The following is a 26,002-nucleotide window of genomic DNA, read 5'->3' as shown; positions in this document are numbered from 1 at the left end:
CACAGATTCTCAGCCGTCGGTCGTCGCCGGGCCGTGGGCGTGAATCGCGACGTCCGCGGACTCCGTCCCCGCACCCCCGGCCGCCCCGCGGAGCAGACCCGCCGCGACGATGATCAGTACGACGAATCCCAGCGGAATCGCCAGCGCCCATGCCAGCCCCACGTGTTGCGCGACCACCCCGATCACCACCGGACCGACGACCGCTCCGACGTATCCCGCGGAGACGACCGGCCCCAGGACCGACGACCGCCGTCTGGTCCGCGTGTTGCCCGCAGCGCTGAACACCACCGGCACCGCCGGTCCGAGACCGAATCCCGCGAGCGAGAAGCCGATGAGAGCAAGGACGGGCGACGGCGACAGCAGGAAGACCACATAGCCCACGGCGCTGATCGCCGCCCCGGCCCGGGCCACGACGACGGGACCGAACCGGGTGCCGATCCGGTCCGCCACCAGCCGCGACGCCGCCATCGCCCCGGAGAAGACCGACAGGCCCAGCGCCGCGAATGCCACCGACGTGCCGAGGTTCTCGTTCAGGTAGACCGCACTCCAGTCGGCGATCGCGCCCTCGCCGAGGAACGATCCGAACCCCATCACCGCCATCATCATCACGACGATCAGCGCGGCCGGCGGCCGGGCCGCCTGCGAGGTGGCGACGTCATGTCCGGTGATGGCGGCCTCGCGATCAGGCTTGAGCAGACCGGTCAGGAACGGCGCGCTGACCACCGCGACCAGCACCCCCGCCACGATGAAGTGGAGGCGTACGTCGACGCCCTCGCGGGCCACGAGCGCGGCGATCGCCGAGCCGACCATCGATCCGATGCTCCACGCACCGTGGAACCCGGACATGATCGGCCGGCGGTAGAGGCGTTCGACCGCAACGGCGTGGGCGTTCATGGCGACGTCGAGCATGCCGCCGAGCAGCCCCAGGAACGCGAGGGCGACGGTCAGGGTGAGGAGGTCGATGGCGTACGCCGGTGCGATCAGTGCGGCCGACTGCGCGGGCACGAGGATCCGGATCGCCAGACCCGTCCGGCCACGTTTCTCCATCCGGCCGGTGAGACGCGTGCCGATGAGCAGGCCCACCGCGAGCCCACCGAGCGCGATGCCCAGATCGTCGTGGTCGAGCCCGAGCCCCTGCTTGATGGACGGGATGCGGGGAGCCCACGTCGCGAAGGTCGCCGCGTGGACGAGGAAGGTCACGGTCACCGCGAGGCGTGCACGTCGTACCTCACGTGACGGCGAGGTCGCGCGCATCACCTGGCGACCCTAACCTTGCGCTGCCCGTGGTCCGGCACGGCCTGGGCTGCCCGTGGTCCGGCACGGCCTGGGCTGTCGGTGGGCAGGCGTACGGTCTGCACCGTGTTTGGCGCTCGTGATCCTGCCGGCGGTCCACGGAAGGACGGTCCCACCGATGCGCATGACCCACCTCCGCTTACTTGTCGATGAGTTCGACGCCTGCTTTCGGTGGTACCGCGACGTCCTCGGTCTTCGGCCATTCTGGGGCGAGGAAGGTTCGGGCTACGCCGACTTCAAGGCCGGTGAGGGCAGTAGCGACCTCGCGTTGTTCAGCCGTTCGGCCCAGGTCGAGGTCAGCGGATCGCTCGGTGGCGGTGATCGCGACCGGGTAGCACTGGTGTTCCGCGTCGACGACGTAGACCGGACCGCACAGGCCATGCGCGCCATGGGTGTGGCGGTCATCGCAGGCCCGAAGGATCAACCAGGCTGGGGCATTCGCACCCTGCACCTGCGCGATCCCGACGGCAACGTCGTCGAGCTCAACTCACCCCTGCCCGCCGATCGGTGGTCCGAGGATCTGCGCGCGGATGCCCAGCGGTTCGAGGAGCAGTACGCCGGCCGACGCGAGAGCGAGTCCTCGACAAGCTAGACGGTATGCAGAGGCTGAGGCCTCTGCGTACCGTCTAGTGTCCTGAGCCGAGGACGCGGACATTCCACGGGTAGCGCCAGCGGTTGCCCACGGCGGCGGACAACCCACCCATGCCCGTGAGGACGAGCCACACCATCGCGAGCGGGACGAAGAGCAGGCCGGCAAGCCCGAAGGTGAACGCGGTCGCCATCCCGACCGCGATGTTGGCGCCGATGAACGTGAGGTGGAAGTTCGTGGCCTCCCATGCCTGCGTACGCACGAACTCCGACGTTCTGCCCTTGGTCATCGCGATCAACGCGGGTACGAGAAACAACGTGAAGATGCCGGACCAGTGTGCCGCGAGGGCCCACAGTCGTTCGCTCCCCGACGGAGCGGGCCGGGAAGTGTCGGGGCCAGGCGCAGGGACCCCCGCGCTCCGCGTAGCCGTCCGCTGAGGCGCTGGGGGAAGCCCGCGCAACGCGCCGGACAGGTCGGACCGGTCGCGCGCGTTCAACGCCTCCCCCACGCGATGATCCAGTTCGGCGTGGTCGATCCGTCCTTCGGCATAGGCGTTCTGCACCATCTGCACCGCCTGCTCGCGTTCCTCGTCAGAGACCCGCAGCGCCTGGGCGGTCGGCCCGAGTGGATTGTCGCGCCTCGGCGACGGTGGAGGCTGGCTCATGCCCCCATCGTCGCCGCGACCGGCCGCGCGGACATCCGGTAAGTCCCTGAACGCTTCCCTGACCACGACACCACCGACGGACGGCCCGGCGCAGGCGAACCTCGCCGGCGGGCAGGATCACCATTGCTCATGGACGTCGAGGGGTCTGCCGGGCGGCGACCCGTTGATGATCATGGATGCCGACGCCGGTCTCCTGGCGTCTCCGCGATTGGCACAGCCGAGCGCGGCTCATCGGTTGGGCGCCGTGAGACTGACCTCCGTGGTCCGGTCGAGGGCGATCCGGGCGAAGTTGCGAAGTGACTCGCTTCCGATGTCGAAGTAGCCGCTGTGGCCCTGCGCGCCCGATGTCGCCATCACCCGCGCGCCGAACGCCGGATCGACCGGGTTGGGACCGTGCCCATAGTCGCCGAACCGCATCGCCGGAAGCCACCGGATCGGGTCACTGTCGGCGAGGGCGGCCCAGACCCGTGCGGTCCGGGAGAGTCCGGTCGCGGTGGCATGACGTACGCCGGGACTTCCGTACACCACGATGTCGCTGACCTGCTTCGGCAACGGGGTCATCCCGCAAACCACGGAACCGTAGCTGTGGCAGAAGAGCCCGATCTGCGCGGGAGTGTAGGCCGCCAACCCGGCAAGGAAACGATGCAGACGCCTGGCCCCGTCACGGGCGAGATCTCCCTGCATGGCCGACGGATCCGGCTCGTTCGGCGTGGGATAACCCGCCCACGCGACCACCGCGAGGTTGGTGCCCGGCTCCTGGCGTTCCGCCTCGGCCAGCAGCGCACGCGCACTGGCGGCGACCCCGCCGCGGGTGTCCAGATGGTCCAGGTCTGCTCCCGCGCCAGGCACGATGACGGCAACGCGGTCGGCGGTACGCAGGTCACCGACGACCTCCACCGCCAGGCCGCGATCCCGCGGATCGAGGGCCAGGAACTGCCGGCCGCGAAGATCGATCCGGTGGTCGACTCCGTGGCTCGCGGCCTCCTTCTGGTTGGCGGCGTACCGGAGTCCGGGAGGGGCTCCGTCGAGGTTTCCGACGATGGCCGGGAACCGGCGAGCAAGGGCTCCGCCCTCGGTGAGTGGCAGCGAGTCGAAGAAGTCGGCCACCGCTGCCGGGGAGGCGCTGACGGCCGCGGGCATCGGCAGGCCCGCCTGGCGCGCCGCACGCCACGCCGCGGCTCCCGGGAAGCTGGTCAGGACGTCGCCGGAGATCGTGGGCTGTGCACTGGGACCCGCACCGCTGGCGAGTACCACCGTCGCCAGCGCGGCCATCACGATTCGTCGTGTCCGGGCCATCGGCTACGTCCTCCGTTCCCTTGCCGGCCGTCGAGTACGACCCGCATCGGAACGGTACGGACCGGGTAGGTGCCGAGAAATCCCCCTGGAGTGCTGCCTTCGGCGTAGCGCCGCAAGGTTAGGCCAGCCGCACCTTCACCCACCAGGGCGGCGTCCAGGCTCGGCCGATGATCAAGATCCGCCCCCTCATACGGTACGAATCGCCACAAGGCAACCGCCGCCTTGGCGATGATCGTGCCGGGGCCGCCGTCAGCCACGTACCCCACGCACACTACGCACACCACGCGCCGAACCCGTCCCGACCTCGCCCGCGCCCGGGGCGACCAGCCCGCTCTCGTACGCGAAGACGACCGCCTGCGCCCGGTCGCGCAGGTCCAGCTTCGTGAAGATCCGGCCCACGTGTGTCTTGACGGTCTGCTCCGCGACGACGAGTTGAGTGGCGATCTCGGTGTTGGAGCAGCCGCGGGCGATGAGGGTGAGCACCTCCCGTTCGCGGGCGGTCAGCGTGGCGAGCCGCGGCGAGCGGGTACGCACGGCCGGCCTGGCGCGGGCGAACTCCTCGATGAGCCGCCGGGTCACCGTCGGCGCGAGCAGTGCCTCTCCGGCGGCCACGACGCGGACGGCACCGATGAGGTCCGCCGGTGGAGCGTCCTTGAGCAGGAACCCACTCGCGCCAGCCCGAAGCGCCTCGTACACGTAGTCGTCGACGTCGAACGTCGTGAGCATCAGGACCCGCGGCCGGTGCTCGACGCCACAGGGAGGGTCGAGGAGTTGCCGGGTCGCCTCGAGCCCGTCGAGCTCAGGCATCCGGACGTCCATGAGGACGACGTCAGGACGCAGCCGTCGCGCCATCGCCACCCCGGAGCGGCCGTCTCCGGCGTCTCCGACCACCTCGAGGTCGGGTTGCGCGGCGAGAAGCGCAGCGAAACCTGCCCTGACCATCGCCTGGTCGTCGACGACGAGTACCCGGATGTTCACGGTCGCCTCCGTTCGCCGATGGATCGGCCGCCGGAGGTTGCCCGCTGGAAGCTGGTCTCCTCGTTGACCGCCCTCGTCCCGCCAGCGTTGCCGGAAACTCGGCTCCCCACGACCTCTCCGTCCGCCAGCACGGACCGATCGGCGGCCGGACGCAGGGGCAAGGTCGCCTTGACGGCGAAACCGCCGCCCGCGCGCGGGCCGGTCTCGAGATCGCCACCGAGGATCTGGACACGTTCCCGCATCCCGGCCAGCCCGTGACCGGACCGGGGCGCCTCCACGGGGGCGACCGGGTCAGGCGGCTGATCGTTCTCGACGGCGACGACCAGCCCACCGTCGTCGCATGTCATGCCGACGCGAGTCGTCGCACCCGGGCTGTGTCGTACGACGTTGCTCAGCGCCTCCTGCACGATGCGGTACGCCGTCAGACCGACCAGCTCGGGCAGCCCGGGCGGCAGGGAGCCGACAGCCAGGTTCACCGGCGTACCCGCCCGGATCGTCGCGTCGACGAGCTGAGCGAGATCGTCGACCCCGGGTTGCGGGGTACGCGGCCGGTCGTCGTCCTCGTCGCGGAGGACCCGCAGGAGCCGGCGCATCTCGGTCATCGACTCCCGCGCCGCCCGACCGATCGACGCGAACTCCTCCCGGGCCGACGGCGTGAGGCCGTCCAGGCGGTACTCCGCGGTCGAGGACTGCACGGCGATCATCGACATGTGGTGCGCCACGATGTCGTGCATCTCGCGCGCGATGCGGGCGCGTTCCTCGAGCAGGAGCCGGCGCGAGCGTTCGCCCTCGGTGAGGCGTTCCTCCTCGGCGAGGCGCACCTGGGCCCGCTCCCAGAGCCGCACCGACGTGCCCACGACGAGCGCGAACGCCGACAACAGCGTGAACAGCGTGACATCCTGACTGGCCTCCTGCCGGTGTGCCCCGCCGCCAGCGCTGGAGGCGAGCATCACGGACATGACGCCCAGGAGCCAGGTCGAGACGGTGACCAGGAGGCCGTGGCGACGCGCGACGGCGTACTGCACGACCAGGTAGGCGATCAGTGCGGTCGGGATCAGTGGCCACGGCTCGGAACGATCGATCGGCTCGATGGCAAACGGCACGACGAAAACCGAGGCGATGAACGCCGACCAGCCGACGAACGGACGGAACAGTGAGATGAGGACCGGCATCGCCTGCCACACGGCGAACCAGATCGCGAACTCCGGCGCATAGCCGACCAGCTCGTAGTTGGTCCGGGTGAACGTCGCCCCGGCGGCACCGAGGATCAGCGTCAACGCGATCGCGGCGGTCGTCAGCAGGGGGCGACGCCACCAGCCGGTCGTGGTCAATCCCACACCGGCCAGCGTTCTTGCCCGCCGTTGCCTTGTCATCGGCGCCAGCCTAGAGCTCGGGGGCAACCCCAACCCCCACCCAGGGGATGTCCCGTAGCTCCGAGGTATCACCTCGCCACGGTGAGCACCGCCTCCCGTCGGGGGTGCTCTTTCCCTCCGTCGTACGACGAGATCGGCCCCACCACCGCCCTAGCGTCCCGGCAGCCGGACCGACGAGTCCGTTGGACGCCACGGGAGGATCCCATGCCGGAGATCACGGAAAGTTTCGTCGCCAGGTTGTACGACAAGTACGCCGACGCGCTGCTGGTCGCCCGCAAGGAACAGCAGGAACTCCGTTCATCGCTGCCCCACCTGAAGGCCCAACTCGACGACATCGAGGCCGAGATCACCTACCTGCTGCTCCGCGAGTTCCGGCCGAGCAGCGTCGTCGAGATCGGCGCCCTGCACGGCTGGTCCACGACCTGGATCCTGCGGGCGCTCCGCGACAGCGGCCGCGGGCACCTGCACACCTACGACCGCGTCGACCATGCGGTACGCAATGTGCCGCCCGAGCTGTCGGCGGGACGGTGGACGTTCGTGCACGGTAATGTCCGCGGGCAGGTCGATCGGCTTCCGTACGACATCGGCTACCTGTTCATCGACGCGGCACACAGCGGTCGGTTCGCCCGGTGGTATCTGGACCGGCTCCTGCCGCGGATCGCACCCGAGACGCCGGTGGGTGTGCACGACGTGTTCCACGGCAGGAGGCCCTGGCCGTTCAGCGAGGGAGCGGTGCTGCTCAAGCGGCTCGCCGACCGAGGGATGCCGTTCTTCACGGCGGCGCGGGCGAAGGCGCCGGACGTCCAGGCCCGACTGGACGGGCACCGGGTCCGACTGGGCCTCGTCGAGCCGATCGGCACACGTACCGCCAACCCCATGGTGTTCTTCCGCGCCGGCCAGGTCCGGCCCCCTGCGCCGCGATGAGCAGGTCGCGGGGTTCGCCCGTGGCGGGGACGAGCCCGTCGCGGGACGGCCCCTGTCGCGGGGGGTCGGTCCCGTCGTACGGTCGAGTGTCGGCAGTTCGCGATCATCGTCCGGTGGACCACTGGTCCGCCTTGACCGGCGGAGGGAGACCTTGTGCGAGTCCTCGTCATCGGTGGGTCGGGCCATGTCGGGAGTCTCGTACTCCCCTATCTCGCCGAGCATCACGACCTGGCCGTGTTCGATCTGAAGCCACCGATCGCGGGTGTCGAGGTGGAGTACCTTCCGGGTGACCTGCGCGACGTCGCCGCCGTACGCCGGTCCTTCGACGGGATCGACGCCCTGGTGTTCATGGCGATGGGGCCGCTCTCGGGCTGGGGAAGCCCCGAGAACGCCCAGGCACACCTCGACGTCGCGGTCCCCGGCCTCTATGCCGCACTCGCAGCGGCCCACGACGCGGGAGTCGACCACGCCGTCTACACCAGCAGCATGTCGGTGTTCGCCCTGCGACACGACGGCCACGCGGACGCGGACGCGCACGGCACCGAGGAGCGACAACCGGTCGGTACGAACGATGGAGCGCCAGCCCGACTGCCGCGCTATCCGGACGAGTCGACGCCGCCCGACGCCACCGACTTCTACGGCCTGGCGAAGCGGCTCGGCGAGGAGGTCTGTCGCAACGCGGTCGCCGCCTGGGGTATGAGCGTGGTCGCCCTCCGACTCTGCCATCCGACGGCCGACGCCGAGTTCCCACGGACCGAGAGCCCGATCCGGCAGACCATCTGTACGTCCGCTCGGGACACGGCCGCGGCCATCCTCGCCGGGCTGGAGTATCGCGGACACGGCTTCGAGGCGTTCGGCATCTCCGGCGACGCGGCCGGGCGGACGGTCTCCATCCGCAAGGCAGGCGAGGTCCTGGGCTGGCAGCCGCTCGACCGTACGACCTGACACGCGCCGAGAAAGGACTACCGATGAAGGCGATCCCATGAAAGCGATCCTGGTGTTGTTCGACACGCTGAACCGGCGCTATCTCCCGCCCTACGGCAACGACTGGGTGCACGCACCCAACTTCGCCCGGCTGGCGCAGCGTTCGGTGCGGTTCGACAACTGCTACGGCGGGAGCATGCCGTGCGTACCCGCCCGCCGGGAGCTGCACACCGGGCGCTACAACTTCCTGCACCGCGGCTGGGGCCCGCTGGAACCCTTCGACGACTCGATGCCGGAACTCCTTCGTGGCAAGGGGATCTACACCCACCTCGCCACCGACCACCAGCACTACTGGGAGGACGGCGGCGCGACCTACCACGGACGCTACAACTCCTGGGAGTTCTTCCGCGGCCAGGAGGGCGACGCCTGGAAGGGCCACGTCGGCGACCCGGACATCCCCGACGCCGTGAAACTTGCCCGCGGCGAGACCTGGCGGCAGGACTGGATCAACCGTGGCTACCTGCAGACCGAGGAGGACCATCCGCAGACGCGGACCTTCGATGCGGGGGTCGAGTTCCTGCGGACGAACGCGGGCCACGACAACTGGTTCCTGCACCTGGAGACCTTCGACCCGCACGAGCCGTTCTTCACGTACAAGCAGTACAAGGATCTCTACCCGCACGCCTACGCCGGCCCGCACCACGACTGGCCCGACTACAAGCGGGTCACCGAACGGCCAGACGTCGTCGAGCACGTGCGGTACGAGTACGCCAGCCTGCTGAGCATGTGCGACCACTCCCTCGGCCGGCTGCTCGACCAGATGGACGCGCTCGAGCTGTGGGACGACACCATGCTGATCGTCTGCACCGACCACGGTTTCCTGCTCGGTGAGCACGGCTGGTGGGCCAAGAACGTCCAACCGTGGTACGACGAGAACATCCACAACCCCTTGTTCGTCTGGGATCCCCGGGTCGGCCACGCGGGTGAGAGCAGGCGCAGCCTGGTGCAGACGATCGACCTCGCGCCGACCCTGCTGGACTACTTCGACGTCGTACGCCCGCCTGACATCCAGGGCGTTCCCCTGCGCGACACGATCGCCACCGACGTACCGGTGCGCGAGGCGGGGCTCTTCGGCAGCTTCGGCGGTCATGTCAACGTCACCGACGGCCGCCACGTCTACATGCGCGCCTGCGTCGACGAGACCAACGGTCCCCTCTACGAGCACACGCTGATGCCCACCCACATGCGGCGTCGGTTCTCCCCCGAGGAGCTGCGCGACATCGAGCTCGCCGAGCCGTTCGACTTCACCAAGGGCTGTCGGCTGATGCGGGTCGCGGGACAGCCGCAGGTCAACACGTTCGCACACGGGTCGATGCTGTTCGACCTCGAGACCGACCCGCACCAGGATCATCCGTTGGTCGACGACGCCGTCGAGCTACGGATGGCCGGGCTCATGGTCGCGCTGATGCGGGCCAACGACGCACCGGCCGACCAGTTCGAGCGGCTCGGCCTGCCCGCGACTGGCGACGTCGGTCCCGAGCACCTACTGCTGCGGCAGCAGTACGAACGGGTGACACAGGTGCGCGCGCCCCTCCCCGACCTCGACGACCTGCCGGTCGGGCGCTACGACCTGCACACGCCGGTGTCGGATCTCCTGGCCGATCCCGACGCGGTCACCGCGATGCGTGCCGCCGTTCCCGGCCTGCTCGACAACCCCCGGCTGGCGACGCTCGCCCACCTGTCCCTTCGGGAGGTCGCCGCCATGGCACCAGGCGTCCTCGACGGCGTGCGCCTGCGTACGCTCGCCACCGGACTGGCGTCGGTCAGCGCACGCGCAGAGCCAGAGCGATGACCTGGCTCACCTGTGGGGAGTTGAAGTTGTCGTCGGACACGAGGACCAGGGTACGTTCGCCGGTCGGGAGGCGCGGGCCCCACGCCATGCCCTCGACGTTGTCGATGTGGGACAGGTCCAGGTCGGCGAGATCGACCACCAGCCGCTTGCGGACCGGTCGGTAGTCACCGTCGGCGAGGCTGGTGTCGTCGAGGGTGTTGGTCGCGCCCCGCACGTCGATCGCGTAGAGCCGGATGCTGTTGCCGACACCGGAGATGAACGCCCGCTCCAGCACGAGCAGCCGGTGCTGGTCGATCGGGAGCAGTTCGACGACGCCGTTGTCCGCTCCGGCCGTCGGCGGGTCCGGCACCGCCGGGATCGGATCGATGTCGTAGCCAAACTGCCGTACGGGCGCGCCGCTCCGCTTGTCGTACCACGTCAACCGGCTCACCGCACCGGTCGTCGGCGTCGGCAGCGGGCCGTCGTCGTACAACGGCCCCTCGAGGGAAGCCACGAGCTCCCGGCGGTCGGCGGTCAGCGTCAGCCCTTCGAGGACGGCGTTCCGGCGAGGGCCCTGCTCCCCGGCGCTCATCGTGAACTGCGACGGCTGGCCGAACTCACGAAGGTGCCGCCCGCCGAGTGTCATCTGGCGTACCCACGGATCGACCAGCGCCGCCGGTGAGCCGTCGGTGGGAACGTCCCGCTTGCCCTCGCTCGACCAGTAGAGCGTGCGGCTGCGGGGGTCGAGCCGGATCGCCTCGGGATCGGCCACTTCGGAGTCGTCGCTCGCGAGCGGCGGGAACGGCGTGCCGTCCGTGCGCAGGATCCGGGTGGCGCCGACGAAGCGCACCCGTGACAGGCCGTGGGCATCGAGGTCGAGGTCGGCGGTGTAGAAGCGTGCCGGTGCTTCCTCGGAGTCGTCCGAGATGACATACCACAGGTCGTTGCGGGCGTCGTAGTCGATCCCGGACAACTCGCCGATCGGCATCCCGTCGACGGCGAGGCCCTTCGGGATGGTCTCCTCGCCGAGGACGCGGACGGGCGTCCGGTCCGGGCGTTCCGCGGACTCCGCCGGAGCCGCGGTCGCGGGCACGGCTGCCAGGACCGCCGTCACGGCGACAACAGCGACGGCGACGACCAGTCTTCGTACGGCAAAGGGGACGCGAAGTCTCATGGCTCCCATCCAACCGGAGCCCGCCGACAGGTGGCCATCACCCGAGCCCGAACGTGTCACAGCATTCATCCTCCGGACACTCTCGCGGCGCTTGGGCGCAGCGCTTACGAGGTCTCAGTGCAGGCCCACCTCCAGCAGGACGATCAGCAGGCCGAGCACCAGGTTGCCCACGCCGGAGGCGGCGACCCCTCGCCTGCGTACTCCCGCGGCCGCCGCCGCGACCATCGCCCACCCGACCTGGCCAGCCACGGCGATCCCGAGCGCGGCCCACGTCACCGCCCCGGCCGAGAAGCCGGCGAAACCGCCGATCAGCGCCACCGCCGCCGGCGGCAGAGCAGCCTCGACCATCGGCCACTCCCTGCGGGCGACGTCACCCACTCGCTGCGCGGTCAGACTGACAGCTTCAGTTCGCGAGTCACTCCGCGAACCGGCGCCTGGTGAACCCGAGCGCGGCCGCTCCCCGACCACGCGTGCGTAGACGTGGGCGGCCCAGAACACCACGCCGGTCCCGACCAGGGCGATCGCCAGATCCGTCGGCGCGAGCGGGGTGCCATCGGCGCCCGCGCCCACCACCACCGCGGCGGCGAGAAGCGATCCGTAGACGGCACCGGCGTAGTCGGTCTCCTTCCGGACGCGACCGGTCCGGACAGAACCTGTACGGACGGAGCCGGCCACGTCAGCCGGTAGCTACCGCGTGCTGGTTCGGGGTCCGGCCGTCGCCTCTCCCGACGCGCCGCATCTGCCACGCGACACCCGCGGTGAGCGCACCGAACACCACCAGCCAGCAGCCGAAGATCACCGTCAGGACGACCAACGACGGGCTCGGGTAGACGAGGACGACGATCCCGGCCGCGATCGCGAGGAACCCGGAGAGGACCGTGAGGCCACGCCCTGGTCGGGCCCGTCCGAAGAAGGCCAACATGACGGTGATGACGCCGACGGCGATCCAGAACAACCCGAGGAGAGTCGCCAGCGCCACGACCGTGTGGGTCAGGTCGCGCAGGGCGAGCACGCCGACGATGAGGGCCACCACACCCATCACAGCGGCCAGGACGCGTCCGCCCCCCTCACCGTCTTCCGCGGTGATGGCGTGCGCCACGCAGTACACGCCGAAAAGCAGGATCTGCAGGGCCACCAGGATCGCGACCACGCCGAGCGTCGCCCCCGGCCAGACCATCACGAGCACGCCCAGCACGATGCTCGCGACGCCGAGGAACATGACCGAACCCCAACTGTCGCCCATCGCCAACAGCACGGTCGCCATGCCGCGACTCGGGCCGCGGCCGGTCGTCGGCGGACGACGGTTGCGGTCCCGCGCTCTCGGCTGTTCCCGTCCGCGTTCGTCCTGAGCGGGAATGGCCCCTTCGGCCGCGCGTCGTTCGCTTCCGGACGACTGCTGCGGAGATGTCTGTTCCGGGATGTCACGGCGGGTGCCGTGCGGCGCTTCGTCCGAGCTGGGCCGGGACGGTTCGGACGGGCGTCCCGATCCGGTCGAGCCACCCGAGACTGGATCAGACGGCATCGCTTTCGCCCCCTTTTGGTGCGGGTCGCCTTTGCTGGCGTCCCCTCAGGTCGTACGACCGGACTGAATGCGTGCGTACGACGAGATCTCCGTTGTCGATCCGACAAGAACCTCATCCATTTTCACGGATCGGCGCCCTCAGGTTGGCGATATTCCGGAGCGAAAATGTCATCCACCCGGGGTGAGCCCGCTGACGATTCGAAGAGGTAACGGCAGGCACGAAGGCGATGAACCAATCGGCTGGGCCTGGCAGTCACTGTCACGCTCAGGTGAGCGTCGTATGCTAGTGACAGCGTGAGGCACAGGCTCCGCGTCACGCCACGAAACGGGTAAAAGCTGTGGTGTTTAGCGAGGAACTCCAAAGCGCTCTCGGCTGGGACGGCCACCTTCTGCTGCTGCACCAGACGGAGCCGGAGCGGCATCTCGAACTCGCCGCGTGGGTACGGCATGGCCTGAAGCGCGACGAGAAAATCATCTACACCCAACTCGAGGACGAGCCGCCGGCCCGCTCAATTCTGACGCTGCTGGCGAACCAGAACATCAACATCAACGGCGCTCTCCGACGCAAGCAATTCGAATTGCTGCCACTTCACGAATTTTATTCACCCGATGGTCAGCTACCGCTCGTCGAAATGGCACTTGCCGAGGGCTATCGGGCGGTTCGGCTGTCAGCTGAGGCCAACGCCGCACTGTCGATTCTTCCCAAGACGAGGCACCACGAACTGGAATCCGCCATGGAGGAAATGTGCCGGACCCACCCGGTTTCGGCACTGTGCCAGTACGACCGGGCGATGCTGACCGACGACCGTCTCCATGAGGTGGCATCCACCCATGTGAGAGGCGTCCGCGCGTCCCAGTTGCACACCGGTGGCCAGTCCGACCACCTGGTCCTCGCCGGCGAGCTCGATGCCTCGACCTCCGACCTGCTCGCCGCGGTCCTTCGCGCGGCCGGGACGGATTCGCCCGGTGTGCTCAGGCTCGACCTGAGTCGGGTCACCTTCCTCAGCGTTGTCGCCGCGCGTGCCCTCGTCGAAGGCACGCAGGGCTTCCGCGCCTGCGGGGGCAGGGTGCTGCTCGTCGCGCCACCTACCGACATCGAGTGGTTCATCCGGGCCCTCGGAGTCGACCGGCGCGTCCGCGTCGAACTGGCGGGGGAGGCGGCACTATGACCAAGCCCAAGCCGTCCAACTACGTACACGACGCCCTGTTCTACGCCTCTGACGACGAGTTGCTCACCGCTGCGGTTCCGTTCCTTTCAGAAGGTCTCGCCCGGGACGAGACCGTCCTGGTGGAATGTCGCGACCACATCAACCGGTTGCTCACCACCGCGCTCGACGACGATCCGCGCGTCGTGTGCTTCCCCCGGCCCGGTTCCAGCGGCCGACCCGCCGCAACGATCGCGTGGTACCAGGAGACCCTGCAAGCCGAGGTTGACGCCGGCATCAGCCAGGTGCGTGGAGTCGGGGAGGTCGACTTCGGTCCCACGCCCGCGCAGTGGGCGGAATGGGCGCGCTTCGAGTCGGTCATCAACCAGGCGTTGGCACGGTATCCCTTGTGGGGCGTCTGCATGTACGACACCCGCGTACTCCCCGAGGAGATCGTGCATGCCGGCGAACGCACCCACCCGCACCTCATGACGACGAAGGAGCGGATCGCGAACCCGCAGTACGTGGACCCCACCGACTTCCTGCGCAGCATGCCCCCACCCGGACCCGATCCCCTGGCGTCCGCTCCACCGGACGTGCACATCCCCGACCTCACCAACCTCGCGGACGCGCGGCGGAGGATCCATCGCGCCTGCCTGGCCGGTTCGGCCGTTCCGAAGAGCTCCGTGGCGGAGTTCGTCTACGCCATCAACGAGGTCGCGACCAATGCCGTCCGCCACGGGCGCAGGCCGGTGTCGGTCCGGCTGTGGACCTCGCCGGAACGGCTCCTGTGCACCGTCACCGACCACGGCACCGGATTCAACGACCCCCTCGCCGGATACCTGCCCGGTTCCTCCGACGCCGCCGAGCCAGGCCAGGGACTCTGGCTCGCCCGGCGGCTCTCCGACCACGTGGACGCGGCCCGTACCTCCGAAGGATTCTGCGTACGTTTGACCACCGGACGATGACGGGCTACGGGCAACCTGGCCCGTCGCCTCTCAGTAACGTCATCATCGCGGCCGACTGCGGGCCGTAGACGCCGTCGACGACAAGCCCGAATGTCTGTTGGAAGACCCGTACGGCTGACTCGGTCAGCGGCCCGAAGTCGCCGTCGACGGCCAGCCATCCGCATCCCATGACGGCGTTCAGGTCACGTTGCAGCCCTTTGACCGCCTCGCCCTGCGAACCACGCCGGAGGGATCCGACACCTAGCTTGGGATCTGCCTCCCGCGGAGTGACACGTGGAGGCGCGGGCTCGGACTGCGGCGTCGCCGTCCCGCGGGCCGACGGCGACCCTGTCCGGGGAACTTGCGAAGGCGGGCCGGGCGTGGCTGTGGCGGGCGCCGATGTCGTCGAGGGGGACGCCGTGCGGTCCGCCGCAGGAAGCCCACTCGACGACCGGTCCTGACGATCGGAACAGCCGCCGAGCATGACGAGGACGCTCACGGCGACCGCTACCAGGACATTGCTCATAATCCCCCCGCCAAAGTGCACGACCGTTTCACCCACAGGTCCGGCTGATCTTGTTTCGGTTACGCCCGACTGGGACCCGCGGATCCGACCCGATTGAGAACCCCTCGACGACTTCTGGCGTACGGGGAACATCACCCAAGCCTCGAGCGAGTGGGAGCAGATCATGAAGGCACGAAGCGTCACCCGGTTGGCCCTGCTCGGCATCGCGGCCGGACTGGTCGCAGCCGTCGTGGTGCCCGCCGGGTTGACCGACGGCAGTGTCGCCGACCTGGTGCTGGCGGGCCGGAGTACGGACACGGATGCCGGGGGTTGCCGTGTACGCGGTCGCTCCGGACGGCTACGAGGTGGTCAGCCGGCAGTCCGGCACCACATCCGTCAAGATCATCTCCTGCCCCGGCGACACGATCGCCCACTGCGCTGGCTTCTCCAAGCAGGACGAGACGGACCACACCGTCATCTTCGAAGCGATGTTGGCGCAGTTGGTCGCAGACCCAGGTCGTACGGCCCGCTCGTCTACGAGGATCACCGCGAAGAACGTCGAGTCACTGTCGGCGAACGACCTCACGGCGGTCACGATCTGCGCCAGCTGACGGTCGTCGCTCAGGCAAGCAGCGGCGCACACGCGAAAGCCGCGGCCGGCAGGTGCCGGCCGCGGCTTTCACACGGTGGAGGTGGCGGGATTCGAACCCGCGTCCTTCGTCGATGTTCCAGGACTTCTCCGGGCGCAGCCTGCATAGTCGTGTTACTCGGCCCCGGCGCTCTCGCAGGCAAGTCGCCGACAGGCCCAGCCGCAGTGAATGTCCCCGCACGGCCCCGCGGCCGATCCGTGCGGGTGAGCCTCCTTCATGAGGCCAGGATCCGGGTCGGAGGCGTCCCCGGGCTGACCCTTCGCGTTAGCTCGCCTTAAGCGGCGAGGGCGAAGTCACTGCGCTTGGAATCGGCAGTTATTGGTTTCCAAGGATCGTTAACGAGATGACCCTGGGTCCTCGGCCCGCTTCTCCTGAAGCGATCGAGCGAAGTCGAAACCATTCACCCCCCTGTTGAGTTGTCAAACCCGCCGAGGACGGACGAACCGTTCCGACGAGCCCACCATATCGTCAACGCGCCCGAGGATCACCCGCATTCCCGCCGCCGGCGCCAAAGCCGCGGCGGCAGGCCGTAGCGGGCGGGGTCGGCATGTCCGCGGCCGTGGCCTCAGCACGTGGTATGGCAGCGGTGGCCAGCCCGTCCGGCAGAGGGCGGTAGTAGTCCCGCCAGCGCTTGGAGGCGGGGGCGCAGGCCGGCAAGCGAGTGGGTTCATGATCATGCGTGGGATACCGGGCAATCTGTCCCGGCAAATCCCCCGATTTCCCGCGCTTGATCATGGCACTCGCGGTGCGCCGGCCCGCACCGCGTACCCACGCTTCCCTGCCACGTCTATCCACGTTGTGCGGCGAACGGGTTCGGGATGGCGTCGAGCAGCTTGCGGGTGTAGTCGTCACGTGCTTCGCGGATCACCTGCAGTGTGGGTCCGGTTTCGACAAGCTTGCCCTGGTGGAGGACGAACACCTCGTCAGCCAGCACCCGCGCACTGAGCAGGTCGTGGGTGATGTAGAGCATCGCGATACCACGTTCGCGGACGAGCCCGTCGAGAAGCTCCAGAATCTCCGCCCGGATCGACACGTCGAGCATCGAGATCGGCTCGTCGGCGACGATGATCTCCGGATCCGGCGCGAGCGCCCGCGCCACCACGACCCGCTGTTGCTGCCCGCCGGACAGCTGGTGCGGGTACTTGTCGACGTACATCGAGGCCGGCGAGAGCCCGACGGACTCCAGCAGGTCCGCGACCCGGCCCGCCAGATCGCGGCGTCGAACGTCGCGGTAGTTCGCCAACGGGCGACTCAGGGTGTACCCGACGGTGTGGGTCGGGTTCAGGGCGGCGAACGGATCTTGGAAGACGAGCTGGATGTGTTTGCGGTACGCCCGGAGACCGCGGCCGCGAAGCCGGTCGACCCGCAGGTCGCCGAAACTCACCGTGCCAGTCGTCGGGCGTTCGACACCGGTGACCATCCGCGCGAGCGTCGTCTTTCCGCTACCGCTCTGGCCGACCAACGCCGTCACGGTTCCCGCCCGCAGGGTGAGCGACACGTCGATCAAGGCGTCGGTCGTGGTGACCTTGAACCCACGCCGGGTGCGGTACTGCTTGTGCACGCCGTCGACTTCCAGAATCGGCGTACGCTGGTCGATCCGGGCCTCGCGGTTGACTGACTTGGTGAAGATCTCTCCCGCCCGAAGTGCGCCCTCACGCAGCCCGTCTCCCCCGGCGTAACCCGCCTCGGCGACGTGGCATGCCGCCTCGCCCGGGCCCATCGCCAGCAGCGCCGGCTCGTCGACGCTGCACCTGTCAATCGCTTCTTGACAGCGAGGCGCGAAGAGACACCCACTCCCGGGCAGCGACAGGTCCGGCGGCCGTCCCGGGATGTAGGCGATCTCCACCGTCTCCGACCGCGGATCGGCGTAGGCGCCCAACAGCCCGCGGGTGTACGGATGCATCGGCTCGGCCAGCATCGTCGCCGAGGTCTGGTCCTCGACGATCTTGCCGGCGTACATCACCATCACCCGGTCGGAGACCTCCATCACCGTGCCCAGATCGTGGCTGATGAGCAGGACCGCGAAGCCATGCTTGCGTTGCAGGGCTCGTACGTTGTCCAGGATCGATCGTTGCACGATCACGTCGAGGCCCGTGGTGGGCTCGTCGAGCAGGACGAACCGCGGTTCCAGCGCGAGGGCCAACGCGAGCGCGACCCGCTGCTTCATCCCACCGGAGAGCTCGTGCGGATAGAACCGCATGTACGACGGGTCGATCATCACGGTCTCGAGCAGTTCGGCGACCCGTCGCCGGACGTCCGACCCGCGGGTCGACGTGTGTTCCTCGATGACGTCGCGGAACTGCGTCTCGATGGTCAACACCGGGTTGAGAGAGTTCATGCTGCTCTGGAACACGGTCGACATCTCGCGCCACCGCAGCCTTCGCAACTCCTCCTGCGAAGCGGTGGTGATGTCGTTTCCCAGGAAGCTGATGGTGCCGCCACTGATCGTGCCAGGCGCGGGAAGCAGCCGCAGGATTGCGTTGCCGAGTGTGGTCTTGCCGCTTCCCGACTCCCCGAGCAGGCCGACGAACTCGCCATCGCCGATCTGGAACGAGACCTCCCGCACCGCTCGGGTGGCGCCATAGGACACCGACAGCTCGCGGATGTCGATGAGACTCGACGTGCTCGGCCTCGACTGGACTGTCGTCACCAGTGTCACCCTTCCCGCAAGTGTGGGTTACTCAGGGCGTCCACACCGAAGTTGACGAGCGTCAACGACGTCAACAGGAATGCGATCGCCAGCCCGGGAGCTCCCAACCAGATCCACTGTCCGGTCGACATGGCTCCGGAGTTGTTCGCCCAGAAGAGCATGGTTCCCCAGCTGACCGTGGTCGGATCCCCGAGGCCGAGGAACGCAAGGCCCGCTTCGGCCCCGATCGCACCACCGGCCGCACCGAGAAATCCCGCCACCACGAGCGACATCATGTTCGGCATGATCTCGGCGAAGACGATCCGACCCATGCCCTCGCCGGCGAACTTTGCGGCTGTGATGTAGTCACGTGCCCGGAGGGTGAGAATCTGTGCTCGCTTGATCCGTGCTCCCCACGCCCAGCCGGTCACCGAGATCACGAAGATGATCAGCCAGAGTCCGCGTACGCCTTCTGGTGAGTACGCCGCCAACGTGACCATCAGGGGCAACACGGGCACGACCAGCGCAAGGTTGATGAGGAAGGACAGGACCTCATCGACAACGCCTTGCAGATAGCCGGCGGTCAGTCCGATCAGCAAGGCGATGAGGGTGACCAGAAGGCCGGCAAGGAGTCCGACGACGATCGACGTGCGAGCACCGTAGACCAACTGCGAGAGGATGTCGTTCCCGTTGGCCGTCGTACCCAGCGGGTGCGTCGCGCTGGGCGGAAGGGTCCCCGCGAAGTCGCTCACCCGCGGATCGTGGGGCGCCACCAGCGGCGCCAGGACGGCCACGAGCACGAACATGCCCAACACGATGAGACCGAGCCGACTCTTCTTGTTGGCCCACAGGATGGTGAGCCACCGAGGCATCCGTGACGCGCGAACCACGGCGGCTTCGCGGGCGATCTCGGCGCTGGACTCCTCAGCCGTCTGCACCTGGCCGAAAGGGGTGGTCATGCCTGTGCCTCCCGTCGTACCCGCGGGTCGAGGATGCCGTACAGGATGTCCGCGAAGAGGTTGGCGAGCAGCACACCGATCGTGGTGAAAAGGAAGATGGTCTGCATCAGCGGATAGTCGCGGTTGGTGATCGCAGTGAAGAAGAGCTGCCCCATGCCGGGATATCCGAAGATCATCTCGACCATGAGCGTGCCGCCGAGAATCGCGCCGAGGCCCAGGGCGAAGCCGGTGACATTGGGCAGAATCGCAAGTCTGGCGCTGTAGGTCAGCATCACCCGACGCGTCCGGAGCCCTTTTGCCTGGGCCAACCGCGTGTAGTCCTCCCCGAGCGTGTGCACCATGTTGTTGCGCATCTGCAGGATCCAGCCGATCGGCGCCGTGAGGAGCAACGCGAGTCCGGGCAGCAGGCTGTGATAGAGGGCGTCGTACAGGAAGGGCCACGACAGCGAAGGCTCGATCGCTCCGCTGTAGCCCCCGACGGGCGGGAACCATTGCACGGAGAACGCGAACACATAGATGAGGATCAGCGCTGTCCAGAAGAACGGAATGGTTCCCAGGAAGGTCGAGCCCAGGCTGACCACGGCGTCGAACTTGGTGTTGCGCCTCCATGCTGCGGCCGCACCGAGAAACGTGCCGATGATGAATCCCAGCACGTGGGTGACGCCCACCAGCACGATCGTCCAGGGCAGCGCCTGGACGATGACGTGCGTCACGCTGTACGGAAAGTAGGTGTAGGAGACCCCGAAGTCCAGATGAGCGAGGGCTTTGAGGTACTCGATGTACTGCTCGAAAAGGGAGCCGGTCGGCAGTCCGAGCATGATCTGGACCGCCTTCACGGCGGCGGGATCGACCGCCTCGGTCTGACCGGTGAGCCGCTGGACCATGTTCTTCGCGGGGTCACCGGGCTGCAGGCGAGGGATGATGAAGTTCAGCGTCACGGCCGCCCACAACGTCAGGACGAAGAAGCCCAATCGGCTCAAGAAATAGCGCATGCGCTCCCTCTCATTGCTCGCGCTCTCATAGCTCGCACTCCCTTGGTCGCCCTGTCGCGGGATTCGCGTGTTGTCCAGAGCGCACGACGACCTCGCAGGCGGCGGGCCCGAGCTGTGCCCAACGCTACGAGCACAGCCTCGGGTCCGCCTGCGCAGCGGCCGAGTGTCTGGGCGACCGACATGAGGCCGGCCGGATGCCGCCCGGCCTCATGTCCAGGATCCTCAGCTACCGCTGTCTCCCGGGGGACGCAGGTGAGTCATGATCTCGAGGGAGTCACCCGACCCGGCGTACGGATCCTCCTCGCTGGGCCACCCCACCGCATTTTCCGTGCGGTATTCGAACCACTTGGCGCCGTACCAGAGCGGGATGGTCGGCACCTTCTCCACCATCATCTGCTGGAGTCCGTGCACGATCTCCTTCTGTGCGGCCTCATCTTCGGCCTTGACGAGCTGGTCGAGCAGCTCGTCGGTTTCGGCGTCCTTCCACCGGATCATGTTGGTCGGCGCCGGCTTACCGATCGGCGCGGTCTGGCTGCTTGCGAACGGGTCGTGGTAGGCGCTGTAGAGGTTGCAGTCGCCGCCGAACACGCCAAACGCCATGTCGAAGTTGCCGGACCCGACGTCCTCCCCCACCACATCGGGGTTGGAGTTCTGCACCCTCATGGTGATGCCGATGGCCTTGAGGTTCTTCTCGATGATCTGCGCCGCCTGGATCCAGTCGACCCAGCCGGCCTGCACCTTGAACGTGAAGGAGGGCAGCGGCTTGCCGTCCTTGCCGAGCAACTTGCCGCCAGGGCCGGCCTCGTATCCCGCTTCGGCGAGAATCCGCTTGGCCTCTTCAGGATCGAAGGGCACGTAGCCCTTGTCCTCGATGCCCGGCGCCATCCACTCGTCGTGCAGGGAGTAGGTCAGACCGGTCTGGCTCGCGGTCTCGACATAGCCGAACTGCGGCTTCTCCTTGATCTCGTCCTTGTCGATCGCGTAGGTCAGCGCGCGACGGAACTCCACGTCGTCGAACGGCTTCTTGGTGAGGTTCATGTAGAGGCTGATGTTGCCGCCCGAGGCGAACCAGTACTTGTTGTGCTCGGGATCCTTCGCGACATAGGTCTTCTCGATGTCCGGTACGAACATCGCAGCCCAGTCGAACTCTCCCCGACTGAGCTGGAGCTTCTCGACCTCGGCACTACCGGTCGGCTTGGTGAACTTCAGCTGCTGGACCTTGATCTTGTCCGCCTGCCAGTAGTCCGGGTTGCGTTCGAGGATGAGCTGCTGTGGGTTGATGCTCTTGACCTTGAACGCACCAGTCCCGACGGCATCCGGGTTGGTGAACTTCTCCACGTCGTCCTGCTTCGACCAGATGTGCTCAGGGACGATCGGCACGCCTTCGGCAATCTGGTTGAACGTCGGTACCGCGGCATCCTTGAAGGAGAACGTCACCTGGCTGTCGCTGTCCGCGGTGACGCTCTCGAGCTTCTGCCAGAGACCTTGGAAGTCGAACGCCGGCGCGGCCTTGAGCATGTTGAACGTGAACTCGACGTCCTTTGCGCTGAACGGCTGCCCATCGGACCACTTCACTCCCGATCGGGTTTCGACGACGAGAGTGGCCGGGTCCTGCCACTCGTGCGACGTGCCCAGCAGGGGCTTGGCCTCACAGCTTATTTCGTTGATGTCGAACAACGACTCGAAGGTCCACGAGGTGGTGCTCGTGGTCGGTAGATACGGATTGAAGATGCGCTGCGGGGTTTCCAGCTCGCTGAACTTCCCAAGGCTGAGCTGGGGGATCATGCCTTTGGCGGCCGATTCCGGCTTCTGCTCACTACCTGGCGAAGCACACGCGGCGCCCGCCACCGTCACCGCAAGTGACAGCAAGCCGGCGACCGTCCATCGTGCCCGAGCTCGTCTATTCACGTAGTCCTCCTGGATCGCTTTGCTAACGATCCCCCGTGGAGCCGTGCATCCCCGTACTCGTCCGCACCGCAGCCGCAGCTGCCGCGGATCACGACCTGCGTCTCGAGCACGCGGTCGAGTGACGCATCGATCTGTCCCTCCACATGGCGAAGGAGTTGTCGCGCCGTCTCGGCGCCGAGCTCCCGCATGGGTTGGTGGACGGTGGTGAGGCCGGACGCCATGAGCCCAGCCATCGGGATGTCGTCGAACCCGGTGACCGCGATGTCCTCGGGCACCCGCAGCCCGCGGTCCATGACGGCGACGACGGCGCCAAGGGCGGTTTCGTCGTTCGCACAGACGATCGCGCGTGGTTGCTCGCCGTCGTCGAGCAACCTGCTGACAGCGATGAACCCGTGTGACTGTTGGAGTCCCGTCCGGATCGGCTCACCTGGGGGTTCGGCCCCGGTACGCCTGTGCGCCTGCAGGAAACCCTGCCACCTCGCAGTGGCGTCCGGTGACCCGTCGGGGTTGCCGACGAAGACCAGCTGCTCGTAGCCGTGGTCGGCCAGCAGGTGGGTGGTGAGCCGCGCCATTGCGGCGGTGTTCTCCGTACGTACGGTCGCAACGCCGACCATCGGGCCGCTCGCCAACAGGACAACGGGTTCACCGCGGTCGGTGAGGCGACGGACGGCCTTTTCCGGGATCACTCCGCCCATGACCGCGAGACCGTCCACGCGGTCGGCCATGTCGAGGACCATGTCGACGGACTGCCGCAGGAAGTGTGTGCCCATGATGAGGACACTCACTCGGGCGTTGATGGCCTCTTCCTCGAAGCCGTTGATGACATCGGAGTAGTAGGGCCCGGACAAGCCGGGGAAGACGATGCCGAGCGCGGAGTGCCGACGTTCGACGAGCGCGCGTCCGGCGTGGCTCGGCCGGAAGTGGTACTTGTCGATCGCCTCCTGGACCTTGCGCCGGGTGGCGGGTGACACCTGGCCCACTCCTCGCGCGACCCGCGACACGGTCGCGATCGAGACCCCGGCATCCGCCGCGATCTCGTGCAAGGTCGGACCTCGTTTGCCCATCGCCATCCTGTCGACGTTCACAGGCCGGTCAGGCGGCCGTGTAACGTGTTGCGGTAAACGTTTGCAGTGCAAAGTTTTCAGGATCGTAACGACCGAGCAATGCACCCGCAAGAGGCTGTGAAGGAGCGTTTCGTGATCGAGATCAGCCGCAAGCGCATCGTGATCGACGGTTCACCTCGCGTCCTGCTCGGTGGGGAGGTGCACTACTTCCGCCTGGCCCGCGAGGACTGGGGGGACCGACTCGACAAGCTCGTGGCGGCTGGTTGCGACACCGCGGCGTCGTACATTCCGTGGCTCTGTCACGAGAAGCCCGACGGCAGCTTCGACCTCGATGGCCGGACCCGGCCAGAGCTCGACCTCGGCGCGTTCATCGACATGTGCGCCGAACGCGGGTTGTACTTCCTCGCCCGTCCCGGGCCGTTCCTGATGGCCGAGCTCAAGAACGAGGGCCTGCCGTTCCGGCTCTACACCGAGAACCCCGAGATCCACCCGGTGACCTGGGACGGAGCGCGGGTGACGAGCCGCACTGTTGACTACCTCGCGCCGGCGTACCTCGCCGAAGCCAGGAAGTGGTACGCCGCGGTCATGCCGGTGCTGGCATCGCGCCTGGTGACGAACGGTGGGCCCATCATCGGCGTCCAACTCGACAACGAGGTCGGGATGCTGTCATGGGTGACGAACTCCCCCGACCTCACCGACCACCTGCTGGACGACCTCGCCCGCTGGTTGGGTCAGCGGTATGACGCGGACGCACTCGCCGCGCGCTACCCCTTCGACCTCACCGACGCCGCCGCACGCGCCGAAGGCATCAGGTCGCCGCGCGAGGACTACGCACCCGCCCTGATGGCCGATCTCGGCACCTACATGCGCGATCGGTTCGCGCGCTACTTCGCGACGCTGCGGGAGTACGCCGAGGCCGAAGGCGTCACGGGCGTCCCGTTCTTCGTCAACATCCATGGCACCGGACACGGACGCGCCTGGGACTACCCGATCGGCATCAGCCAACTGATGGACAGCTACTCCGGGCTACCCGGCATGTTGGCCGGTTCCGACCACTACCTCGGCGACCTCACGACCCGTAACGCCGCGGACCTCTACCTGATCAACGCGTTCGGCGACGCCGTGCAGGACTCCGACCAGCCGCTCACGTCGCTCGAGTTCGAAGCCGGGGACGGTGACTACGGTCGCGACCTCACCCACCTGCACGACCCCTCGACGATCGACCTCAAGACCCGGCTCTGCGTTGCCCAGGGCAACCGGCTGATCAACTACTACCTGTTCGCAGGCGGCATCAACCCACGCCTCGACATGCCGGTCGGTGACGGCAACGACCGGATCAGCTTCACCGGCGAACGGCACGGCGTGGGAGCGCCGGTGGGCCCGGAAGGCCAACTGGGGTTGACATATCCGCGTACGGCCGAGGTCGTGCACGCCGTGCGCGCGGTCGCGGCGAAGCTCGCCACGATGGACGAGGAACACGACGACCTCGCGATGGGGTTCATCCCCGACTACTTCATGACCGAGTCGGTCTACCCGCAGGGCACGGCGATGCGGGAGATCGTCGACAACCTCTCCCGGTACCGGTTCGGCGGACCGGGCCAGCTGATGGCGCGCGCGCTGCTGCTCGCCGGCTACCGGCACGGTGCTGTCGACCTGCAGAACACACCCCTCGGGACGGAGGCCGTACCCGTTCTGGTGCTCGCGACCGCGCGCTATCTCGACGCGCGGGTACAGGAGTCGCTCGCGGCGTACCTGTCCGGTGGCGGGAAGCTGCTGCTCGTCGGCGAGGTTCCGTCGTACGACCTGGAAGGTCGGGAGTGCACGGTCCTGCGCGACGCGCTCGGCCTTGTCCCGCAGGGTTTCCGTCAGGGCGACCATGCGTACTTCCTCTCGGTCTGCGCCAGGGGTTGGGCGGCACCGCGCCCGGAGGTGGCGGTCTCCTACGCGCAACTCTTCGACGCCGAGCGCGGTGACGTCGTGGTGTATGAGTACGACTCCGGCCACGGATGCGGCTTCGACATTCCCGTCGGCAACGGCCGGGCGGTCGTCCTCACCACCAGCTATCCCGGTAGCGACATCGGGTTCTACCGCAGTGCCGTCGAACGGTTGGGCTGCGCGCCAGCCCTGCGCCACGACGCCGAACGGGCGAGCCTGCTCATCACCTCGACCGCGAACGACGCCGGCGAGCGCTTCATCCACGCGTTGAACCTCGAGGGCTACGACGCGGTCTTCGGGCTGACCGAGAACGGCCGGCCGCTGTTCGGCGGGCATCAGGTTTCGCTGCCGGGACGGCGTGGCCTCATGCTGCCGGTCGACCTGGCGTTCGACGGTGCGCGGCTCGCCTATGCCACGAGTGAGATCGCTTCCCTGCAAGGGGATTCGGTGCGGTTCACTCCGCGTCAAGGCTCTCTTGTCGCGGCGTTCGAGTCCGACCGGAAGCTCGCCGTCGACGGGCCGGCCGAGGTGTGGACGGAAGCCGGTCTGCAGCTCGTCCGCGCCACGTCCGGGGAGGTTGGCGATGGCGTGACCGTGACCTGGACCTGACGGCCGCCGCAAATGACCACGCTGCCCATGCCTGACCGCCGCAAAGCCGGGCGAATGACCACGCTGCCCATGCCTGTCCCGCGCAAATGAC

At 68.0% G+C, this 26,002-nt stretch carries 22 protein-coding genes and 1 other RNA gene; 8 read left to right on the top strand and 15 right to left on the bottom strand.

What is annotated here, in order from left to right:
* Positions 1–9 precede the first annotated feature (9 nt).
* The gene (locus ABN034_RS25490; protein WP_349693583.1) at positions 10–1,254 is read right to left on the bottom strand and encodes an MFS transporter; all 1,245 of its coding nucleotides are present in this window, start codon (positions 1,252–1,254) and stop codon (positions 10–12) included.
* Positions 1,255–1,411: 157 nt separating this feature from the next.
* Between ABN034_RS25490 and ABN034_RS25485 the strand changes: the two genes are divergently transcribed.
* Entirely contained in the window at positions 1,412–1,885 is a 474-nt protein-coding gene (locus ABN034_RS25485) for a VOC family protein (protein ID WP_349693506.1), read from the top strand.
* A 34-nt stretch (positions 1,886–1,919) separates the two neighbouring features.
* Here the strand turns inward: ABN034_RS25485 and ABN034_RS25480 are convergent, their stop codons facing one another.
* From ABN034_RS25480 to ABN034_RS25465, 4 genes are all read right to left on the bottom strand, one after another.
* On the bottom strand, positions 1,920–2,546 hold the full coding sequence (locus tag ABN034_RS25480; protein WP_349693505.1) for a DUF1707 and DUF4870 domain-containing protein: 627 nt from the start codon (positions 2,544–2,546) through the stop codon (positions 1,920–1,922).
* Positions 2,547–2,774: 228 nt separating this feature from the next.
* Complete coding sequence (locus ABN034_RS25475) at positions 2,775–3,842, bottom strand: alpha/beta hydrolase (RefSeq protein WP_349693504.1); 1,068 nt, start codon at positions 3,840–3,842, stop codon at positions 2,775–2,777.
* Positions 3,843–4,091: 249 nt separating this feature from the next.
* Entirely contained in the window at positions 4,092–4,820 is a 729-nt protein-coding gene (locus ABN034_RS25470; protein WP_349693503.1) for a response regulator, read from the bottom strand.
* Positions 4,817–6,193, bottom strand: coding sequence for a sensor histidine kinase (locus ABN034_RS25465; protein ID WP_349693502.1), 1,377 nt, complete (start codon positions 6,191–6,193; stop codon positions 4,817–4,819). Before ABN034_RS25465 ends, ABN034_RS25470 begins: the two co-directional genes overlap by 4 nt.
* A 204-nt stretch (positions 6,194–6,397) precedes the next feature.
* On the opposite strand from ABN034_RS25465, the gene ABN034_RS25460 reads away from it, so the two are divergent.
* The 3 genes from ABN034_RS25460 to ABN034_RS25450 all read left to right on the top strand — a co-directional run bounded on the left by ABN034_RS25460 (position 6,398) and on the right by ABN034_RS25450 (position 9,893).
* Entirely contained in the window at positions 6,398–7,117 is a 720-nt protein-coding gene (locus ABN034_RS25460; RefSeq protein WP_349693501.1) for a class I SAM-dependent methyltransferase, read from the top strand.
* Between the two features lie 153 nt (positions 7,118–7,270).
* Entirely contained in the window at positions 7,271–8,062 is a 792-nt protein-coding gene (locus tag ABN034_RS25455) for an NAD-dependent epimerase/dehydratase family protein (protein WP_349693500.1), read from the top strand.
* Between the two features lie 37 nt (positions 8,063–8,099).
* Positions 8,100–9,893, top strand: a complete 1,794-nt coding sequence (locus tag ABN034_RS25450) for a sulfatase (protein WP_349693499.1) — start codon at positions 8,100–8,102, stop codon at positions 9,891–9,893.
* On the opposite strand, the gene ABN034_RS25445 is transcribed toward ABN034_RS25450, so the two are convergent.
* The 3 genes from ABN034_RS25445 to ABN034_RS25435 form a co-directional block, all read right to left on the bottom strand.
* Positions 9,865–11,046, bottom strand: a complete 1,182-nt coding sequence (locus tag ABN034_RS25445) for an esterase-like activity of phytase family protein (protein ID WP_349693498.1) — start codon at positions 11,044–11,046, stop codon at positions 9,865–9,867. The two genes, ABN034_RS25450 and ABN034_RS25445, sit on opposite strands and share 29 nt — an antisense overlap.
* A gap of 114 nt (positions 11,047–11,160) precedes the next feature.
* Positions 11,161–11,721: a hypothetical protein gene (locus tag ABN034_RS25440; protein ID WP_349693497.1), complete on the bottom strand. Its 561-nt coding sequence runs from the start codon at positions 11,719–11,721 to the stop codon at positions 11,161–11,163.
* A gap of 1 nt (position 11,722) precedes the next feature.
* Positions 11,723–12,310 carry an HdeD family acid-resistance protein gene (locus ABN034_RS25435; protein WP_349693496.1) on the bottom strand — a complete coding sequence of 196 codons (588 nt, stop codon included), beginning with the start codon at positions 12,308–12,310 and terminating at the stop codon, positions 11,723–11,725.
* Positions 12,311–12,906: 596 nt separating this feature from the next.
* Between ABN034_RS25435 and ABN034_RS25430 the strand changes: the two genes are divergently transcribed.
* Positions 12,907–13,737, top strand: coding sequence for an MEDS domain-containing protein (locus tag ABN034_RS25430; protein ID WP_349693495.1), 831 nt, complete (start codon positions 12,907–12,909; stop codon positions 13,735–13,737).
* Positions 13,734–14,681 carry an anti-sigma factor RsbA family regulatory protein gene (locus ABN034_RS25425; RefSeq protein WP_349693494.1) on the top strand — a complete coding sequence of 316 codons (948 nt, stop codon included), beginning with the start codon at positions 13,734–13,736 and terminating at the stop codon, positions 14,679–14,681. Before ABN034_RS25430 ends, ABN034_RS25425 begins: the two co-directional genes overlap by 4 nt.
* A 4-nt stretch (positions 14,682–14,685) precedes the next feature.
* On the opposite strand, the gene ABN034_RS25420 is transcribed toward ABN034_RS25425, so the two are convergent.
* Complete coding sequence (locus tag ABN034_RS25420; RefSeq protein ID WP_349693582.1) at positions 14,686–15,144, bottom strand: peptidoglycan-binding domain-containing protein; 459 nt, start codon at positions 15,142–15,144, stop codon at positions 14,686–14,688.
* A 341-nt stretch (positions 15,145–15,485) separates the two neighbouring features.
* On the opposite strand from ABN034_RS25420, the gene ABN034_RS25415 reads away from it, so the two are divergent.
* Positions 15,486–15,776, top strand: coding sequence for a hypothetical protein (locus ABN034_RS25415; RefSeq protein WP_349693493.1), 291 nt, complete (start codon positions 15,486–15,488; stop codon positions 15,774–15,776).
* A gap of 73 nt (positions 15,777–15,849) precedes the next feature.
* Here ABN034_RS25415 and ssrA read toward each other — a convergent pair.
* The 6 genes from ssrA to ABN034_RS25385 all read right to left on the bottom strand — a co-directional run bounded on the left by ssrA (position 15,850) and on the right by ABN034_RS25385 (position 23,367).
* Positions 15,850–16,223, bottom strand: a transfer-messenger RNA (tmRNA) gene (gene ssrA / locus ABN034_RS25410).
* A 379-nt stretch (positions 16,224–16,602) separates the two neighbouring features.
* Entirely contained in the window at positions 16,603–18,465 is a 1,863-nt protein-coding gene (locus tag ABN034_RS25405) for an ABC transporter ATP-binding protein (RefSeq protein WP_349693492.1), read from the bottom strand.
* A 5-nt stretch (positions 18,466–18,470) separates the two neighbouring features.
* Entirely contained in the window at positions 18,471–19,403 is a 933-nt protein-coding gene (locus ABN034_RS25400) for an ABC transporter permease (RefSeq protein WP_349693491.1), read from the bottom strand.
* Positions 19,400–20,395 carry an ABC transporter permease gene (locus tag ABN034_RS25395; protein ID WP_349693490.1) on the bottom strand — a complete coding sequence of 332 codons (996 nt, stop codon included), beginning with the start codon at positions 20,393–20,395 and terminating at the stop codon, positions 19,400–19,402. Before ABN034_RS25395 ends, ABN034_RS25400 begins: the two co-directional genes overlap by 4 nt.
* Positions 20,396–20,617: 222 nt before the next feature.
* Positions 20,618–22,303, bottom strand: coding sequence for an ABC transporter substrate-binding protein (locus ABN034_RS25390; protein WP_349693489.1), 1,686 nt, complete (start codon positions 22,301–22,303; stop codon positions 20,618–20,620).
* A complete protein-coding gene (locus tag ABN034_RS25385) occupies positions 22,300–23,367 on the bottom strand; it encodes a LacI family DNA-binding transcriptional regulator (RefSeq protein ID WP_349693488.1) in 1,068 nt (355 codons plus the stop codon). Before ABN034_RS25385 ends, ABN034_RS25390 begins: the two co-directional genes overlap by 4 nt.
* A 132-nt stretch (positions 23,368–23,499) precedes the next feature.
* Between ABN034_RS25385 and ABN034_RS25380 the strand changes: the two genes are divergently transcribed.
* A complete protein-coding gene (locus ABN034_RS25380; protein ID WP_349693487.1) occupies positions 23,500–25,911 on the top strand; it encodes a beta-galactosidase in 2,412 nt (803 codons plus the stop codon).
* Positions 25,912–26,002: the final 91 nt, after the last annotated feature.

Origin of the sequence: Actinopolymorpha sp. B11F2, from assembly GCF_040195635.1 — a bacterium.
In the GTDB taxonomy this organism is placed as follows: Bacteria; Actinomycetota; Actinomycetes; order Propionibacteriales; family Actinopolymorphaceae; genus Thermasporomyces.
This window is presented reverse-complemented; position numbering and strand designations above follow the sequence as displayed.

Bases quoted from the DNA above. Each gene is read 5' to 3' on its own strand.
- ABN034_RS25490 (WP_349693583.1), bottom strand. From the start codon at position 1,254: ATGCGCGCGACCTCGCCGTCACGTGAGGTACGACGTGCACGCCTCGCG.
- ABN034_RS25485 (WP_349693506.1), top strand. From the start codon at position 1,412: ATGCGCATGACCCACCTCCGCTTACTTGTCGATGAGTTCGACGCCTGC.
- ABN034_RS25480 (WP_349693505.1), bottom strand. From the start codon at position 2,546: ATGAGCCAGCCTCCACCGTCGCCGAGGCGCGACAATCCACTCGGGCCG.
- ABN034_RS25475 (WP_349693504.1), bottom strand. From the start codon at position 3,842: ATGGCCCGGACACGACGAATCGTGATGGCCGCGCTGGCGACGGTGGTA.
- ABN034_RS25465 (WP_349693502.1), bottom strand. From the start codon at position 6,193: ATGACAAGGCAACGGCGGGCAAGAACGCTGGCCGGTGTGGGATTGACC.
- ABN034_RS25460 (WP_349693501.1), top strand. From the start codon at position 6,398: ATGCCGGAGATCACGGAAAGTTTCGTCGCCAGGTTGTACGACAAGTAC.
- ABN034_RS25450 (WP_349693499.1), top strand. From the start codon at position 8,100: ATGAAAGCGATCCTGGTGTTGTTCGACACGCTGAACCGGCGCTATCTC.
- ABN034_RS25445 (WP_349693498.1), bottom strand. From the start codon at position 11,046: ATGAGACTTCGCGTCCCCTTTGCCGTACGAAGACTGGTCGTCGCCGTC.
- ABN034_RS25435 (WP_349693496.1), bottom strand. From the start codon at position 12,310: ATGGCGACCGTGCTGTTGGCGATGGGCGACAGTTGGGGTTCGGTCATG.
- ABN034_RS25425 (WP_349693494.1), top strand. From the start codon at position 13,734: ATGACCAAGCCCAAGCCGTCCAACTACGTACACGACGCCCTGTTCTAC.
- ABN034_RS25420 (WP_349693582.1), bottom strand. From the start codon at position 15,144: ATGCTCGGCGGCTGTTCCGATCGTCAGGACCGGTCGTCGAGTGGGCTT.
- ABN034_RS25415 (WP_349693493.1), top strand. From the start codon at position 15,486: ATGCCGGGGGTTGCCGTGTACGCGGTCGCTCCGGACGGCTACGAGGTG.
- ABN034_RS25400 (WP_349693491.1), bottom strand. From the start codon at position 19,403: ATGACCACCCCTTTCGGCCAGGTGCAGACGGCTGAGGAGTCCAGCGCC.
- ABN034_RS25395 (WP_349693490.1), bottom strand. From the start codon at position 20,395: ATGCGCTATTTCTTGAGCCGATTGGGCTTCTTCGTCCTGACGTTGTGG.
- ABN034_RS25385 (WP_349693488.1), bottom strand. From the start codon at position 23,367: ATGGGCAAACGAGGTCCGACCTTGCACGAGATCGCGGCGGATGCCGGG.